Annotated in this window: 11 protein-coding genes; 5 read left to right on the top strand and 6 right to left on the bottom strand. The window is 59.8% G+C overall.

Annotated elements, in window-relative coordinates; all coding sequences use genetic code 11:
- The first annotated feature begins 52 nt into the window (after positions 1 to 52).
- Both ACTHND_RS00250 and ACTHND_RS00245 read left to right on the top strand, forming a co-directional pair.
- Positions 53 to 1066, top strand: a complete 1014-nt coding sequence (locus ACTHND_RS00250; protein WP_440175191.1) for an arabinan endo-1,5-alpha-L-arabinosidase — start codon at positions 53 to 55, stop codon at positions 1064 to 1066.
- Between the two features lie 2 nt (positions 1067 to 1068).
- A complete protein-coding gene (locus ACTHND_RS00245) occupies positions 1069 to 1845 on the top strand; it encodes a FadR/GntR family transcriptional regulator (RefSeq protein WP_440175190.1) in 777 nt (258 codons plus the stop codon).
- A gap of 48 nt (positions 1846 to 1893) precedes the next feature.
- On the opposite strand, the gene ACTHND_RS00240 is transcribed toward ACTHND_RS00245, so the two are convergent.
- The 6 genes from ACTHND_RS00240 to ACTHND_RS00215 form a co-directional block, all read right to left on the bottom strand.
- Positions 1894 to 3096, bottom strand: a complete 1203-nt coding sequence (locus ACTHND_RS00240) for a ricin-type beta-trefoil lectin domain protein (RefSeq protein ID WP_440175189.1) — start codon at positions 3094 to 3096, stop codon at positions 1894 to 1896.
- Positions 3097 to 3534: 438 nt separating this feature from the next.
- Positions 3535 to 5484, bottom strand: a complete 1950-nt coding sequence (locus tag ACTHND_RS00235; protein ID WP_440175188.1) for a beta-N-acetylhexosaminidase family protein — start codon at positions 5482 to 5484, stop codon at positions 3535 to 3537.
- 41 nt (positions 5485 to 5525) lie between these two features.
- Positions 5526 to 5942: a protein-export chaperone SecB gene (secB, locus tag ACTHND_RS00230; RefSeq protein ID WP_440175187.1), complete on the bottom strand. Its 417-nt coding sequence runs from the start codon at positions 5940 to 5942 to the stop codon at positions 5526 to 5528.
- A gap of 9 nt (positions 5943 to 5951) precedes the next feature.
- Positions 5952 to 6560 (bottom strand): aspartyl/asparaginyl beta-hydroxylase domain-containing protein, encoded by a 609-nt coding sequence (locus ACTHND_RS00225; protein ID WP_440175185.1) that lies wholly within the window; start codon positions 6558 to 6560, stop codon positions 5952 to 5954.
- A gap of 103 nt (positions 6561 to 6663) precedes the next feature.
- A complete protein-coding gene (locus ACTHND_RS00220; RefSeq protein WP_440175183.1) occupies positions 6664 to 7350 on the bottom strand; it encodes a hypothetical protein in 687 nt (228 codons plus the stop codon).
- Between the two features lie 9 nt (positions 7351 to 7359).
- Positions 7360 to 8937, bottom strand: a complete 1578-nt coding sequence (locus tag ACTHND_RS00215; RefSeq protein ID WP_440175181.1) for a sulfotransferase — start codon at positions 8935 to 8937, stop codon at positions 7360 to 7362.
- A 550-nt stretch (positions 8938 to 9487) separates the two neighbouring features.
- Here ACTHND_RS00215 and ACTHND_RS00210 point away from each other — a divergent pair.
- The 3 genes from ACTHND_RS00210 (at position 9488) to ACTHND_RS00200 (ending at position 16909) form a co-directional block, all read left to right on the top strand.
- Positions 9488 to 12313, top strand: coding sequence for a TonB-dependent receptor (locus ACTHND_RS00210; RefSeq protein ID WP_440175180.1), 2826 nt, complete (start codon positions 9488 to 9490; stop codon positions 12311 to 12313).
- A gap of 281 nt (positions 12314 to 12594) precedes the next feature.
- A complete protein-coding gene (locus ACTHND_RS00205; protein ID WP_440175178.1) occupies positions 12595 to 14211 on the top strand; it encodes an alpha-L-fucosidase in 1617 nt (538 codons plus the stop codon).
- Positions 14212 to 14272: 61 nt separating this feature from the next.
- Entirely contained in the window at positions 14273 to 16909 is a 2637-nt protein-coding gene (locus ACTHND_RS00200) for a beta-mannosidase (protein ID WP_440175176.1), read from the top strand.
- Positions 16910 to 16976 lie beyond the last annotated feature (67 nt).

The following is a 16976-nucleotide window of genomic DNA, read 5'->3' as shown; positions in this document are numbered from 1 at the left end:
GCGCTGTCGCTGCAAGGCGTCGGCGCCCTTCTTTTATCCGGGAGAACCTGACATGTGGAACCGGCGCGGACTGATGACGGCAATGGCGGTGACCGGACTGCCGGGGCTGATGGCCAGGGCCGAAACTGCCGCTGGTGATTTGGCGGGCGACCTGACGCCGGTGCATGATCCCTGCCTGATCAGGGGCGATGGGCTTTACCACGTCTTCTGCACCAGCCAGATGCGGGAAGGACATGAGGGGGGGCTGATCCACTGGCGTACCTCGCCTGACATGCTGAACTGGACCTACAAGGGCACGGTCATGCCGCGTTTTCCGGCATGGGTGATTGACGAAATACCCGACACGCGCGGGGCCTGGGCGCCGGATATCAGCTATGTGAACGGGCGCTACCTGCTCTATTACTGCGCCTCGCTGTTTGGCAAAAATCACTCGGTCATCGGCCTGCTGACAACGCCGACCCTCGATACCACGCACCCGGATTTTGCCTGGAAGGACGAGGGCCTGGTGATCCGTTCACGCGAGGGCGACCGCTACAATGCCATCGATCCCGATCATGTCGTCGATGCCGAGGGGCGGCACTGGCTCAGCTTCGGCAGCTTCTGGTCGGGCCTGCAACTGGTCGAACTCGATCCTGAAACCGGAAAGCCGAAAAAAGGTGCGAAAGTCAGGCGGATCGCCGGGCGCAGTCCGCCCGGAGCGATCGAGGCGCCGTTCATTTTCCGGCGCGGCGGCTGGTATTATCTGGTGGCGGCCTATGATTTCTGCTGTCGCGGTGTGGACAGCAGCTACTATACCTGCGTGGGGCGCGCGAAGGCCATCGACGGCCCCTATGTCGATGACACCGGCAAAAAGCTGACGGACGGCGGCGGGAAAGTGCTGCTCAGGGCCAGCGCCGGCGATCGCTACAAGGGGCCGGGCGGGGCATCGGTCTTCGAGGAAAACGATGCGTTTTTCATCGTCTATCATGCCTATGACGCACAGAATAATGGCAAGCCGGCCTTGAGGATCCAGGCATTGAAATGGCCGGAAACAAGTGATGCCGATGGCTGGCCGACTGTGGTGTAAGCATGGACAATTTTGATGAATTTGACGATGACAACCGCGACCTGGAAACCGGGCCGCTCGATACCGAATTCCGTCACCAGGTACCGCAGGGCCGCCTGCATGGCGCAATGGCGCACCGGCTGGGCGTCGAGATACTGAGCGGGGTGTATCGCTCGGGCGATACCCTGCCGAACGAGGTCGATGCCAGTACGTCTCTTGAAATGTCGCGTTCGGCGTACCGTGAGGCCATCCGCATCCTGGCCGCCAAGGGGATGGTGGAAAGTCGCCCCAAGACCGGCACCCGTGTCACTGAGCGCGAGCGCTGGAACCTGCTCGACCCGCAGGTGCTGCGCTGGATGTTCGAGGCCGAGCCGAGCGAAAGCTTTATTTTGGGCCTGTTCGAACTGCGCCTGATCACCGAGCCGGCGGCGGCCTCCCTGGCAGCGCAGCGCCGTAATGACGCCCAACTCAGGGCCATGGATGAGGCGCTGGATATCATGGCCTCCGAAACCCTGGCCAGCGAAGCCGGGCGGCAGGCGGATCTCGATTTTCATGATGCTTTGATGCAGGCCACAGGCAACGAGGCGCTGGCCTCCTTAAGCGCCTCGATCAGCGCCGCCGTGGCCTGGTCCACCCGCTACAAGCAGCGGGTCAAGGCGCTGGAGCGCGATCCGGTGCCCGATCATCGCGCCGTTTATGAAGCGATCCGGCGCGGTGACGCCAGCGACGCCCGCTGGTGCATGGAATCTCTGGTGCGCCTGGCCCTGCACGATACGCAGATAAGCATGGCTACCAAATAGCTGCGCCGGAATGGAAAGCGGCGGGCACTTTCCATTCCGGCCAGGGTCTTACTGGTTGATTTGACCGGCCGTATCGCCGGAGAAGAATCCCCAGTCCTTCGGCAGGATCGAGACATTGGCCCCCTTGACATTGGCGCCGGCCAGGCCGCCGAATTTCGACAATTGCGCGCCTGCGCCTCCCACCAGTACCGTGTCATTCTGACCACCGGTGATCTTGTCGCCCTCGGCGGAAAGCGTCTTGCCGCCGGATGCGGTCATGTTCTGCACCGACCAGCCCCCTTGTGTGGAAACAGTTGTGATGGTGTTATCTGTCTTCACGGCGTCGGTAATGGCGGTGCCGGGCGCATAGGTTCCGGCGGCCACGGCCACGGCCGGATACCATTTCTGGTTATCGGTGCCCGTGCAGGCCCAGGCGATGACAGAAGTGTGGACGCGAACATCAAAGCGAAAGACGTCGGCGCAGAGATCGGCGCGGTTGCGCAGGGCGCCGTCTTCGCCGAATACCCAGTCCTGTTCCGGCTTGCCCGCGCAGGGCTTTAGCGCCAAGGGCTCGCCGCGCATGACCGAGGTCAGGCATTGGCCATCCTGGACGATTTCACCGCTGACACCGCCCTTGAAGTGGAAGGACTGGTTCGGCTTGCGGTCGCAATTGTCATATTCCAGTTCGGACTTGGTGCCGGAGATAGCGAAGCAGCGTCCGGAAACGAAATAGCTGGCGATGACCGGCTGGCCGCTGGCGACCGGTGCAGCGGCTTGCGGCGCCGCTTTTTGGGCCTTTGCCGCGGCCATCTGGGAGGCAGAGAGCCTTACATTGGTAGCGAAAAACTTCTGGTTGTCGGTGGCGGTACAATCCCAAGCGATAACGGAAGTGCCTGGATCCTTGCGGAAATTAAGGATATCGGCGCACAGGCCGGAATCGCTTTTCAGTGTGCCGTCCGCTTCAAACGTCCATTTCTGCTCGGGCACATCGGCGCAGGGTTTCAGCGCCAGGGGCTGGCCTTTCTGCACAGCCACCAGACATTGCGTGTCGCCGTGGTGGATCAGGCCGGTTTCGTCATCGATGCGCAGCCCCTGTTCCGGCTGGGCGCTGCACTTATTGACGACGAGCGTATCGTCGGAGGCGCGACCTTCCAGGCAGGCGCCGTCGATGAATTTCGAGCCGACGGAAAGTTGCCCCGCTGGTGTTTGTGCAAATGCAGGTGTTGCCAGACAGGCGGCCACCAAGGCCAGCCAGCCGATAAGATGTTTCATGAGTCTCTCCCGTTACAGATCATTAAATTGTCTGCTAAAGGCAATTTGTCAGACAAATGTAGATTTGTAAACTGGCTATTCAGCGTGACAATTCACGCCGCTATCGGATGGCTTTACCAACATTTACAGGTGGTCCTCATCCAGTTCGACTAACCTGCTGGCTGTCATTGAGAATAAGAGAGTTTTCCCTGGGGATGCCCGTCAGCACAAACTGGCGGCTTTTACAGAACTAAATGAAGTCAGTAGGTTGGCGGGAGCGGCTTAATCAGTCCGCACAAGCTCTGTGCGTTAGCATTCCCGGAACGTCCTCCAATCATCGGGAAGTAAACGACTCTTTCTAAATTGTCATAATCGGCGCGAGCAAGCCTAAAAAACACCAGCCCAATGGCCGCCGGTGGCGGTGACGAACAAGCGTCTTACACGCAGAGACGCTGCCGCTTACGAGGGAGGCGGCGCAGGCAGGTAGATCAGCCCTGGGGCTTCGGCGATGAAGCGATCAAGCACACCATCGGCAATCTTGATCGGCCCTTCGGGGCGGGTGGCGCCGGGAATGGTCCGGATTTTGCCGGCATCGTCCGCCAGCCGCGCGGCTTCGCCGAACAGCCGTGACGCCGCGGTCGCATCTTCGGCGCGCAGGCCGTCCACGGTCAGGCGCAGGGCGCGGCCCCACAGGGCGGTCGCATCAAGCCAGGGCTGCGCCTCGGTTACAAAACCAGGCACGATCACGCCGGCGCGGATTCGGTCGGGTGCGGCGGCCAGATCGTCCGCCGCCTGGCCCAAGGCCTCCAGCGCCGCCGTGCGCTCGGTGGCATTACCTGAGGCCAGGGCATCGCGGACGCGGTTGGTCAGGGCGCGAAGCTGCGGCGCCTGAGATTGCCAGGGCTGGTTGCCGAAGGTGGGCGCTAGGTGCTGGGTGTCGAAAAAGGTCAGCAGGGCCTCTGTCACCTGCGGATCACCGCCGGCCAGATAGCGTGCCGCCGCCCGCCAGGTGCGCTCGGCGTCATAACCCGTATCATTCCAGGCGAAGGCGATTAGCCCCATGACGGCGGGGCGGCTCGCCACTTCCTGGTTCATCGGATTGGAGACGATTCCGGCCAGTTCGGTCGAAAGTCCGGCTTCGCGCCGGTCATAAGGTGCGAGCAGCAGGCGACCCGCGGATTCGTTGTAATCATTGACCGGGTAATTGTCCCACAACAGGGTCTTGCGGCCAAAAGCCTTGGTGGCGTTGCGCGCATCGGCGACCGAAATAGACGACGGCACCGTGTCGGTGCCGGTCCACTGGATCACGACACGCGGGTCGAGATCCTTGGCCAACTCGGTTTTGTAGGGCGAAACCGTGGCGTTGTAATATTCGGTCGGCACCATGATCAGCGACCCGTGACCGGCCGCTGCCAGGTCGGCCTGTACTGCATTCAGCAGGGTGGCCTGGGCGTGCGCCGCCGCGACCTCGCCCGAAGGGCCATAGGCGGCTTCGTCGGCCGCGCAGTTCCATTTGGTGTATTCGATATCGTCGAGGGCAATGTAGAAGCTTCGGACGCCAATGCCGCGCAGGGCCGCAAACTTTTGCCGGATCGCTTCCAGATCGGCCGGATCGCTGTAGCAGATCGAAGGGCCGGGCGAGATGGCGTAGACAAAGTTGACATGGTGGCGGTTCGCATCCCCCACCACTTCGCCCAGTGCCTTGAGTGTTTCCGCCGGATAGGCGTCGCGCCACTTTGCCCGCGCAAAGGCATCATCCTTGGGGCTGTAGATGTAGGTATTGGCCTTCATTCCGGCCAGGAAGTCGATATGTTCGGCGCGTTCGGCCATAGACCAGGGCTTGCCGTAGAAGCCTTCGATCGTGCCGCGGACTGGCATGGCGGGATTATCGGCTATGGTCAGGGCCGGAATGTGGCCGGCCGTTGCAATCTGCCGCAGGGTCTGCGCGGCGTGATAAAGCCCGTCCCCATCCTTGCCCGCCAGCACGATCAGCGCGCCGTCTGCGTCCGTATGGCTGGCCAGCGCATAGCCTTCCGTATCGGTCGGAAGCGCACCGCCGGTGCGCGCCAGGGCGGACCTGATCGCGGTCGCATCAGTGGTGCCTATGACCACATAGGTTGTGTCGAACCGGGTGGGTAGTTTTGTCGCCGTCCGGATCGTTTCCACGCCGGCCTCATTCATCACCTGGCGCACCAGTGTCTCGGTTTCAGCGTCGACATAGCCCGCCCGCACCAGTACGACGCTCTTGCCGAGCGAAATGTCTGTACCGGTCAGTTTGAGCGATACCGGCGCCGGAAAAATGGCGGGTGCGGAGCTCAGGGGCGCCGCGTTCGCTATCGCGCCAAAGGTCATGGCCGCGCCGGCAAGTGCCAGCGCGCCGGACAGGAACAGTGAGCGGGTAAGGGACATGAAGAATCCTGATGTCTGAAATGGCGAGGTGGGGCGCAAGCCTAGCGAGACGCCTTCAGCGACTGCCAGTTGGCATCAAAATCAATGGGATCGAGGATCAGGGCCGGAATGCGTCCCTTCATCAATACGGCGTCTATGGTTTCTCGTGCGTAAGGCAGCAGAATGGCCGGACACTTCGCATAGATGATCTTGTCGATCTGGTCAGGGGTAAAGCCGGTCATCTGGAAAACGCCGGCCTGCATCACTTCGATCATGTAGGCTGTGCTGCCGGCGCTCATCGCTACGACGGAGATCGCCAGGACGACTTCGGTGAGCCCGCCGGCAATGGCCTCATGCGTGACCTTCATGTCCACCTTCACTTCCGGCGCCCATTCACGCATGAAAATGGCGGCCCCGGTGGGCGCCTGGTAGGACATGTCCTTGAGATAGATCTGGCGAATGGCGAACGACTGAGTCATGAAATTACCTTAAGCTATGAGAGGGCCGTCGAGATCGAAAACCGTTTCACCGGGCTGGACATAGTCCATGATCAGGTGAACACGGGCTTCCGTTCCCGCATTGCGAACGGCGTGAGTGCGTCTGTTGTTGATCTCCCACATCTCGCCTTCGGGCATGTGGAACCTGAGATTTCCGACAATGAACAGGGCATCCGGGTTTGAGATGAGGGGAACGTGGATACGGTGGCAGCGCTTGAGGGACTCGCCGTCATCGACGTGCGGTTTTATTTCCGCGCCGGCGGGGAGGCGGGTCAGCAGGGCGCGCACGAAATAACCGGGGCCGTTCTGTTCGGCTACCCGGCGCTGACGCAGGGTTTGCAGAAAATGGCTCCGGATATGGTCCATCAGCGGACGGATCTGCGGCTCCAGCCGGGCATAAAGGGGGTGATGGGTCGGATTCGTGTGGCGAAAATCGCTGTCGGCGATCAGCTTGAGTGTCTGCGTGGCGACATGGGCATTGAAAGCCGCCTGGCGGCTGGCGTCTTCATTCCAGGCGTCGTCAGTGAAGGACCGGACGATGGTTCTCAATCCGGAGATATCAAAAGTCCCCAGTTTTTGGGCGTCGCGTTCGAAATTCATGGGTCGCTGTTGAAGGCTGAGGCGGCAGGCGTCTAAACTAGGCTCAAGTGCATACCATTGTCCATATATGTCATGACATTTGTCGTCGGTGTCTTGATGCCATTCAGAAAACGTAACCGTACCTGTCGATGAGGGCGCCATCCATGACCCCAACCAGGGCCTTTAGTTCCGCTGAATAATAATCCTGATGCGGCTTGTGGTCACTGACATTCAGATCGGGTACGGACAGGATGAACTGGCGGGTCAGCATGGTCTCGGCTGGTGTAAGGCCCAGAGGCACGCTATGGAGGTCGGCGCGCAGGGTTTCCATAGGCAGGACGCGTGGTGATGCCGCGCCGGCATAGAGCCGGTCATGCAGGAAGCTATAAAATCCAACACCGGAGTCGCGGATTTTTTCCACGCAGCTTTTTGTCAGGTTCAGGCCATGATTGACGAAATGATCGGGAAAAGCGGTGACAAGCCGGTCGATACGGTCGTTATCGCTTTCCAGCGTCAGAAGATTGCGGATGGTGCCGGAAAAATCGAGCCTCCGCTCCTCGCTGCATATCCGAAACAGGGGATTGGGGCGGGCCTGTGATTGCTGGAAATGATACCAGGACACATAATATGACCAAGGATTGCGCACCGTGCCCAGCACGGGCAGGCTCCGGTACGTTTCAGGCAGTTCGGCATAGGGCAGGTGGTAGCCGATGCGCCTCGCCGACGAAATGCACTTCATCATCATGGCATTGACGAAGGTGCCGCCCGACTTGTGCAGGTGCAGGAAAACGAATGTGTCGCAAACGATCATCGGGCGCCCCTAATCCACATAGCCGAACTGGCGCAGGCGGTTGTACAGGGGCGCCAGTTGCGTCTCGTACCGTTTCCAGGCGTCGACGCCCTGAGAATTGATCGGTGAGCGCACCTGCACGGCGCTGGCCGTCGAGACGCCGCCCTTGGCCTCATGGGGTTTCAGGCAGCCCTCTTCAAATGGCAGGCCGCAGGCATCCAGCAGCCGCCGGATTTCAGGCTCCGGGTTCCGGATTACGGCTTCGAGCGATACCTCGATCAGGCCGTCTCCCAAAACCTGCTTCCAGTAGCTCATCAAGTCACGGAAATGCGCGTAATGGTCCGCCAGGTTATCCTGGGAATAGGACCAGCCATAGGCGCCGGTGAACAGGACCTTGTAGCAGCCGAACAGGGCATCCATCGGGTTCCGGTCGAGGGCGATGATGAGGGAGTCGGGGAAGGCGAGGCGGATCAGGCCGACATAGTCATGATTGGCCGGCAGCTTGTCGATCACATAGGCGCTGCCGTCATTCAGGAAGGCCGATTCGCGTGTGCAGTAATCGGCGATATCGAGCGGGTCGAGACGGGCGGCGGCGGCAATGACTTCCGGGGCCAGCCGGCGCACATTTTCGATGCCTGCCAGCTTATGCGTGGCGATTCCGAAGGTTTTGAGTTCGCCGATCGCCTGGACCTGGCTGTGCGCGGCCAGGACGCGCTCAATAAGTGTGGTTCCGGATCGCGGCAGGCCGACGATAAAGATACGCTTCGGCCCGCTGCGGGGGCGATCATCCCTTGTCTGGAAGCGGTCGGGCGGAAAATGAGCCTTCCAGGCGGCGATGGTTTCGGCCTCCTCGGCGGATGACCAGGGCTCTATCTTACCGGCCAGACCTGCGCCTACCTGCAAGCAGTCCCAAGCTTTTTCCGGCTGGCGGAGGTCGTCATATTCCTTGAACAGGGTATAGGCCACCCGGCAGGCTTCCAGGCTTGTTCGGCAGGACAGTGATTCCAGCAAGGAGATATGGTTTTCCGCCTCTGTCCAGCGCCGCAGATAGGCCAGGTTGAAATAGGCGGCGACCGGCGGGGTGGGGGAGAGCTCTATGGCCCGTTTGAAGGCGGCTTCCGAATCATCGATCCGGCCCAGCGCTCGGTAAACACTGCCCAGACTGTACCAGGCTTCCGCATGGTCCGGGGCCAGTTCCGTTGCCGGGCGGATGCAGGAAAGCGCCTCTTCAGGCAGGCCGGCATGGGTGAAAGTATAGCTGAGCTTGACCAGGCTCGGCACATCGGAAAGACCCGTGGCCACGGCCTGGCGTGCGCTTTCCACGGCGTCGGCCATCCGGCCGTCACTGATCAGGGGCTTGCCGCGCAGGGCCAGCATCTGGCCGCTTAGCTTTGAGCCCGGCGGAGCGGCCTCTGCCGCCCTGGCGAAAGCGGATTCTGCGGTTGGCATATCGTCCAGCCCCATGGCGGCGGTGCCGAGCAGCCACCAGGCTTCGGTTGAGCCGGGATTTGTCGTGACGGCTATGCGCGCGGCTTCAAGGGCCTGCGCCGGCTGGCCTTGCCGGATTGCGGCATGGGCTGTTTTCACGGCCTCGGTAAAAGCGTTCAAGGTCGGCCTCCACAGGGCGGCGATTGGAAGTGCGCCGTTCTATTACCAATTTCGCGTGAATACGGCCGTGTCAACCGGTCAACCAAATGTGTCATGACCTTTTTCAAAAATGGGTGTGTAATGCTGCAATGCCTGTCGGCTTGGTTTGGACCGGGGCAATTGTGGCGGCCCTGAAGCGTAATATGTGCTGCAAAAGCAACATTCTTTCTTATTATCATATTTTGTCAGCGCGTGCAGGTGTGGGGCTGTTTTTCAGTTATTTTTCGCATGGTTTTGCCTAGAGGATTGAATTTGTATATCAAATTTCAATAAGTGGTGTCGCCGGAAAGGATATGACAACGTTAGACTTTGGTCTCTTTCCTTCACGAAATATGACATATCTACAAAACTAGGATTTGACGTATTTCTGATTTTATATGTAAGAATTATTTCACCAGTGGCTATTTACCGGGGAATTTTGGTACTCAAAAGGTATTGGCGATGGCTCAAACGAGTAGTTTGCATACGTCTTGAAGCGCTTCCGCACGTTGGACAGTTGGAGAAATAGGGAATGAAACTAAAATCTTATGCATTGATCACGACCGCCCTCACGGGCGTGATGATTGCGGGGGGCGCTTATGCGCAGGACACCACGGCCCCCGCCGCGACCGCGGATAACGACACCGCTCAGGAAGTCATTGTCGTCGGCGTCCGCAAATCCCTGCAGAAATCGCTCAACGTCAAGCGTCGCGCCTCGGCGCACATCGACGTCATCACCGCTGAAGATGTCAGCAAGTTCCCGGACGTGAACGTGGCGGAATCGCTGTCGCGCCTGCCGGGCATCACGGTTGACCGTTCCGGCGGCGGCGAAGGCGAAAAGATCGCCATCAATGGTATCGATTCGCGCCTGATCAACGTGTCGCTGAACGGTAATCCGCTGGCCACGGCCGATGCCGGCGCCAATGATCATGACAATGGCCGCAGCTTCAACTTTTCCAACCTGGCGCCGGAACTGATCGGCAATGTCGAAGTCTACAAGACCACCGAAGCTCGTCTGGAAGAAGGCGGTATCGGTGGTTCGGTCATCGTCAATTCGCGCCGCCCTCTGTCGTTGCCGAAGAACACCTTCACCGTCAATTACAACTACAATATCAACGAGCGTAACAAGGAAAAGGATCCGCGTTACTCGGTCTTCTACAGCACCAAGGACGACAGCGGTCGCTTCGGCCTGCTGTTCAGCTACGATTACAACAAATCGGTCCTGGGCAGTGGTCAGATCGGTGCGTCCTACCAGTCGGTATGTAATGCCGCGCACTGGGGCGGTTGTGAAGATGATGGCAGCTTCAGCGATCCGGCCTCTCTACCGACTGTGACCAGTGGTCCGGCCCTTAATGCCGACATGCTGGTGCCTACCTATATCTCCCTGTCTTCCGGTCTGGAAAACCGTGAGCGCAAGACCTATCAACTGGCCTTGCAGTTCAAGCCGAGCGACGACCTGGAATTCAACCTGACGGGTACGCGTATCAACAGCGATTATTCCAGCTATCAGCAGACCTTCGAGACGGATTTGAGCGTCAACTGGAATGAAACAAACCCCTATTACACGCGTGATGCGGACGGCCACGTTCTGGTAGATGCAAACGGCAATAACCTCTATCAGACTAAGATGAGTTCGGTGACGACCAACGAGGCGGGCGTTACCGGCGGCGAAGGCAACTTCGCCGTGCGCATGGACGAATACTACAAGCGCTCCATGCTCAACACGTCCAGCTATAACCTGCAGGGCAAGTGGACGCCGGGTATGTGGACGGTGCAGTCCGATATCGGCACTACCAAGGCGACCGGCGGCTCCGATCCGGAATATTACCTGAGCTTCTACGGCACGGATTCCGGTAGCTGGGCCATGAGCCCGGACGGCATCACGCTTAACCTCGACAAGCCGGCCTCTGACCCGACGCTTTTCGCCACTCGCAAGAAGGGCGATCAGGCCGGTTTCGTGAAGACCGCTGTGACCACGGACCAGATCGACTACGCCAAGTTCGATTTCAAGCGCGAAGTCGAGTGGGGCCCGGTCAACGAGATCCTTTTTGGCTACCGCTATCAGAAGCACGAAAACATCAACAAGCCGCACTTCTTCAATACGGTATTTGATGTCACCGGCACCATGGCTGATTTCGAAACCGCGCTGAGTGATCCGGCCCTGGTCGATGGTCTTGGCGCTGGTGGTGACCTGCTGTCATATGTTTCGATGACGCAGCAGGCAGTTATCGACTACTCGATCGCCAACAAGAGCCCTGGTAATGCCGCCGGCGATTACCGTGATGCCGGCAATTTCTGGGATACCTCGGAAAAGACTGACGCGGCCTACGTCCAGGCCAATTTCCGATCCGGCAAGTGGCATGGCGACTTCGGTGTTCGTTACGCCAAGACCGAAAACCGCCAGACCTATCGTTCGACCATGGACTACTATCCGTGGGACGAGGAAATGATCACGCTCGACAAGAGCTATGATGATATCCTGCCGTCGTTCAACGCTGCCTACGACCTGACCGACGACATGATGATCCGCTTCTCGGCAGGCAAGGTCATGTCGCGTCCGACCTTCGCCGATATGTCCGGCCAGGTCGAATACAGCCTTGACCGTTACAGCCAGATCGATCCGAGCCTGCAAAAGTTTGGCGGCGTTGGCGGTAATCCGGACCTTCAGCCTTACCGCGCCACCAACTACAGCGCGTCCTATGAATGGTACTTCGCGCCGAACAGCCTGTTCAATGTCGACCTGACCTACAAGGACGTCGAATCCTATATCGTCAAGAAGTATACCTTCGTTGACGTGACGTTGCCGAGTACAGCGCTGGATTACTGCCAGGGAACGGTCGGCCGTGAATGTAACCGCGTTGAGAACATGCTGATCTATGCGCCATTCAACGGCAGCAATGCCAAGATTCCGGGCATTTCGGTCGGTTACCAGGGCGACCTGTGGTATGGCTTCGGCATTCAGGCCAACGTGACCTTCCTGGATCAGCAGTATGGCGGCTACACCGATCAGTACAACACGGGCGGTGGCAAATTGCCGATGCCGTATCTGTCGCGCTGGAGCTATACGGTCTCGCCCTATTATGAAAGGGGCCCGATCCAGGCGCGTATCTCCTATACCTACCGCAGTAAGTACAACACCTCGATCGGCAGCGACCTGACGCCCCCGACCTATGTCGACGGCTGGGGCCAGCTCGATGCGTCTGCGTCCTATAACGTAAACGACAATCTCTCGTTCAACGTCGCGGCGCAGAATATCATCGACGATCTGCAACATCCCTATACCAATGGCGGCCTGCCGTTGGGCTGGGCCAAGTACGGCACGCGCATTACCTTCGGCGTGACCTACAAGATGCAGTAACGACTTCCTCCCTCCGGTCCTGCTTTCCGAAGACCGGAGGGAGTTCCTTGTTCCGGTTCGGCCTTTTCCCGAACCGCCTTGCCAGCCCGGCAGGCTGCGCCGATTCCCTCCCTGAACGGCGAAAGTGTCCCTGTCCGGCTGTTCCGATTTGTGTGTGTCATCGGATCAAGAAGGCGTCCGGCCTGTCCGGAACATTGCGCTGCATTCGAAGACGGGGCACTGTCCCTGGCTTCGAATGCGTCGCAGCGTTTATTGACCCGATTTGCCTGCCGGAGACCGCCATGACCGCCAAACACCCTTCGATGTCGCGCCGTGGTTTGTTACTGGGAGGAGCTGGGCTTGGTGTCGCGCTGGGCCTTTCGGGGCCTGTTTTTGCGGCCTCCAATGACAATACCACGCCTGATGAGCGTGACGCGCAGTGGCTGAAGGCCACGCAGAAATATGCCCCCGAACGCAAACGCTGGCTGGCCGCCGTTGATAAAGGCGACAGTGACGGGCCGTTCCACGCCGATTGGGCGTCTCTTCAGAATTACAAGGCGCCGCAATGGTATGCCGACGCCAAGTTCGGCATCTTCATCCATTGGGGGCTCTATTCCATTCCGGCCTTTGTCGGCGAATGGTATTCGCGCAACATGTATATCCAGGGCAGCCCGGAATACGAACATCACATCAAGACCTATGGGCCGCATACGCAGTTCGGCTACAAGGACTTCATCCCGCAATTCACCGCGTCAGCCTTTGATCCGGCCAACTGGGCGCTGCTCTTTGCTGATGCCGGCGCGCGCTATGTCGTGCCGGTGGCCGAACACCATGACGGCTTCTCGATGTATGATAGCCACCTATCGGACTATACGGCGGTCAAGATGGGGCCGAAGCGCGACCTGCTCGGGGAAATCAAAAAAGCCTTAAAGGACAAGGGCCTGCATTTTGCCCTGTCGTCGCACCGGGCCGAACACGACTGGTTCTTCGATGGTGGCCGCCAGTTCCCGTCGGATGTCTCCGATCCGGTCAATGCCGGGCTTTACGGACCTGCGCAGGACCGCATGTCCGGCAAGGACGACCAGGATCTGTTCGGCGACTATACCCATGTCTCAGAGGCCTGGCTCGATGACTGGCTGGCGCGCCAGGCCGAGCTGGTCTCTGCTTACGATCCGGATCTGGTCTATTTCGACTGGTGGATCGGTCAGCCCGCCTTCCGCAACACCCTGCCGAAATTCCTCGCCTGGTACTACAACAAGGCGGCGAGGGAAGGCGGCTCGGCCATCGTCAATTACAAGCTGGGTGAATTCGCCGATGGTGCCGGTGTGCTCGATATCGAGCGCGGCCAGGCGCCGGGTATCCGCAGCGATGTCTGGCAGACCTGCACCTCGATCAGCGACAAGGCCTGGGGCTATATCGAAAACGATACCTACAAGTCGCCGGCGCAACTGGTTCATTTGCTGGCTGACGTGGTGTCGAAGAATGGCAACCTGCTGCTCAATGTCGGGCCTCACGCCGATGGCCGCATCCCGGATGCGGCGCGCGACAGCCTGATGCAGATGGGCGCGTGGCTGAAGGTCAATGGCGAGGCCATTTATGGCACACGGCCGTGGATCGTCTTCGGCGAAGGCCCGACTGAAACGGCCTCCGGCACATTCGCTGAGACAAAGGCCCAGCCCTATACGGCGCAGGATTTCCGCTTCACCGTCAAGGACGGCGTGCTGCACGCTATCGAGATGGCGCGACCGGCGGGGGAGGTGACGATCACCTCAGTGCGCAGCGACTATCCGGTGAAAAAGGTTTCGCTATTGGGTACGGACGCACCGGTGACCTTCCGCCAGAGCGCTGATGGGCTGAGCTTAAGCTTGCCGGTCGGCGCGCCGGAGCAACTGGCCTATGTGTGGCGCATCGAGACCTGACCTGCCGCTTTCCGAACGCCGGGGGGCGCCAAATAAACAGAAACTTTGAGTGAGTGAAACCATGCTGACAAAGACCCTCCGCGGCCTGGCCGTTACCACGGCATTGTATTGTCTAGCCGGGGGCGCCTTTGCTGCCGCGCCGACGGCGCAGATGCTTGACCAGAACTGGACCTTCCGGCTATCGCCCGAAGATGCCGCTGCCCATCCGGAAGCCGCCGGCTGGTTGAAGGCAACAGTTCCCGGCACGACCCAGACCGATCTGATGGCGCTGAAGAAGCTGCCTGATCCGTATCTGGCGGATAACGAAGGCAAGGTGCAGTGGGTCGGCCTGTCCGATTGGCAATACCGCACCGAGGTTACGGTTTTGACTGAGACGCTTGCGCGCGATCATGTCGAGATGGTGTTCGAGGGGCTGGATACATTTGCCGAGGTGCGCGTCAATGGCACGGCGATCCTGAATGCCGATAATATGTTCCGCACCTGGCGCGTAGACGTCAAAAGCCTGTTGAAGCCCGGCGTCAATGTTATTGAGGTCGATCTGAAATCGCCGCTCAAGAAGATGAAGCCGCTGGTCGCTGACATGCCCTATGTCATGCCGGGCGCCTATGACTCGCTGTGGGGTGATGAGCCGCTGGGCCGGAATTCTTCGACCTATGTGCGCAAGGCCGGCTATCAGTACGGCTGGGACTGGGGGCCGCGCGTGGTGACGCTCGGTATCTGGAAGCCGGTGAAGATCGAGGCCTGGGACGCGGCGCGCGTGGCCGATTTCCACGTTGAGCAGGTCCATCTCGATGACCAGGTGGCGGCGGTCAATGCGGTGGTCGATATCCAGTCGAGTGCTGTGACGCCCGCGCAGGTGCGTGTCGATATTACCGCGCCGGACGGCACGACCCAGACGACAACGCAGGATATCAGTCTCTATGCCGGCAATAACCCTGTCAGCCTGCCGGTGCAGATAAAGAATCCGCAGCGCTGGTGGCCGGCGGGCTATGGCAAGCCCAACCTATACACGATCAAGGCGACGGTGACGCAGGGCGGCGATATCATCGGCGAATGGACGCGAAAAGTGGGCCTGCGCACCACGGAAATCCGCCGCGAAAAGGACCAGTGGGGCAAGAGTTTCGAGATCGTCGTCAATGGCGTGCCTATCTTCGCCAAGGGCGCCAACATGATCCCGTTCGACATGTTCCCGACGCGCGTAACGGCTGCCGAACAGGACCGGATGCTGCAATCGGCGGTCGATGCCAATATGAACATCCTGCGCATCTGGGGGGGCGGCACCTATCAGGATGACCACGTCTACGACAAGGCCGACGAACTGGGCCTGATGATCTGGCAGGACTTCATGTTCGGCGGGGCAATCATCCCCTATGACCGCGATTTCCGCGAAAGCACCCGCATCGAGGCGGTGGAGCAGGTGAAGCGTCTGCGCAACCACCCGTCGATCGTGCTTTGGGCCGGTAATAACGAGGTCCAGACTGATTGGGAAAACTGGGGTGCCGGCACGGATGCGCTAAAGACGGGCGTCTCGCCGGAAGAACGCGACAAGATCGTCATCGGCATGGTGCGTATGTTCGACCAGGTGCTGCGCGGCGCCGTTGATCAGAATGCACCCGGCACGCCCTATTGGGCCTCATCTCCTTCCACCGATTATGACGGCGCGGCCGACCAGGATAATGATGGCGACCGGCATTACTGGAAGGTCTGGGGCGGCAAGCCTGTCGAGGAATATCTCAATGTCACGCCGCGCTTCATGAGCGAATACGGCCTGCAATCCTTTCCGGACATGGCGACGATCCAGAGCTTTGCCGGGCCGAAGGACATGGCGCCGGAAAGCCCGGTCATGCGCGGCCACCAGAAGTATGACAAGGGTAATGGCAACAAGCGGTTGCTGCTCTATATCCACAATAATTACGGCGAGCCGAAGACGTTTGATGATTTCGTCTATCTCAGCCAGCTAATGCAGGCCGATGGCATCGAACTGGCGGCGACACATCTGCGCGCTGCCCGGCCGCAGACCATGGGCTCGATGTACTGGCAGCTCAATGATGTCTGGCCGGGCGCCTCCTGGGCCAGTGTCGATTATTATGGCCGCTGGAAGGCGCTGCAGTTCCGGGCCAAGCGCTTCTATGCCCCGCTGTCGGTCAGTCTGATCCACAAGGATGGCGCCATGGAAGCGCATGTGCTCTCCGATCTGACCACGGAAAAGGCCCTGACTTGGCGCCTGCGCGTGCGCGATCTCGGCGGCAAGATGCTAAGCGAAAAGACCGGCGCCTTGACAGTGGCGCGGCTGTCGAGCCCATCGATCGGCACCTTCAGTGATGCGGACCTGCTTGCCGGTAACGACCCGAAAACCATCCAGGTCGAACTGGAACTGCTCGATGGCGACGCGGTTGTGGCGAAGATGTTCAACTATGCCGGTGCCACCAAGGATATCGCCTGGACCGATCCGAAGCTGAAAACCACAATTGTCGCGGCAAATGGCGGTTACGACCTGACGGTTTCGGCGTCCGCGGCGGCGCGGGGCGTGTGGATCGATGTCGGCGGCCTGAAAGCAGACCTGTCGGACAACAGCTTCGATATGGCGGGTGGTGAGCGCGTGACCTTACATATCACGACCAATGTGTCTTTGGCCCAGTTGAAAAAGGCGCTTAAGGTGCGGTCCTATTTCGGTTCCGCCACGCCATTTAAGGGGTAGGATGATGGATAAGAAAGTCAGAACCCCCACCACCACGCCGCAAGAGCGACGCGGTCCCCCTCCCCGG

This window comes from Asticcacaulis sp. (assembly GCF_051954415.1).
Lineage (GTDB): Bacteria > Pseudomonadota > Alphaproteobacteria > Caulobacterales > Caulobacteraceae > Asticcacaulis.
This window is presented reverse-complemented; position numbering and strand designations above follow the sequence as displayed.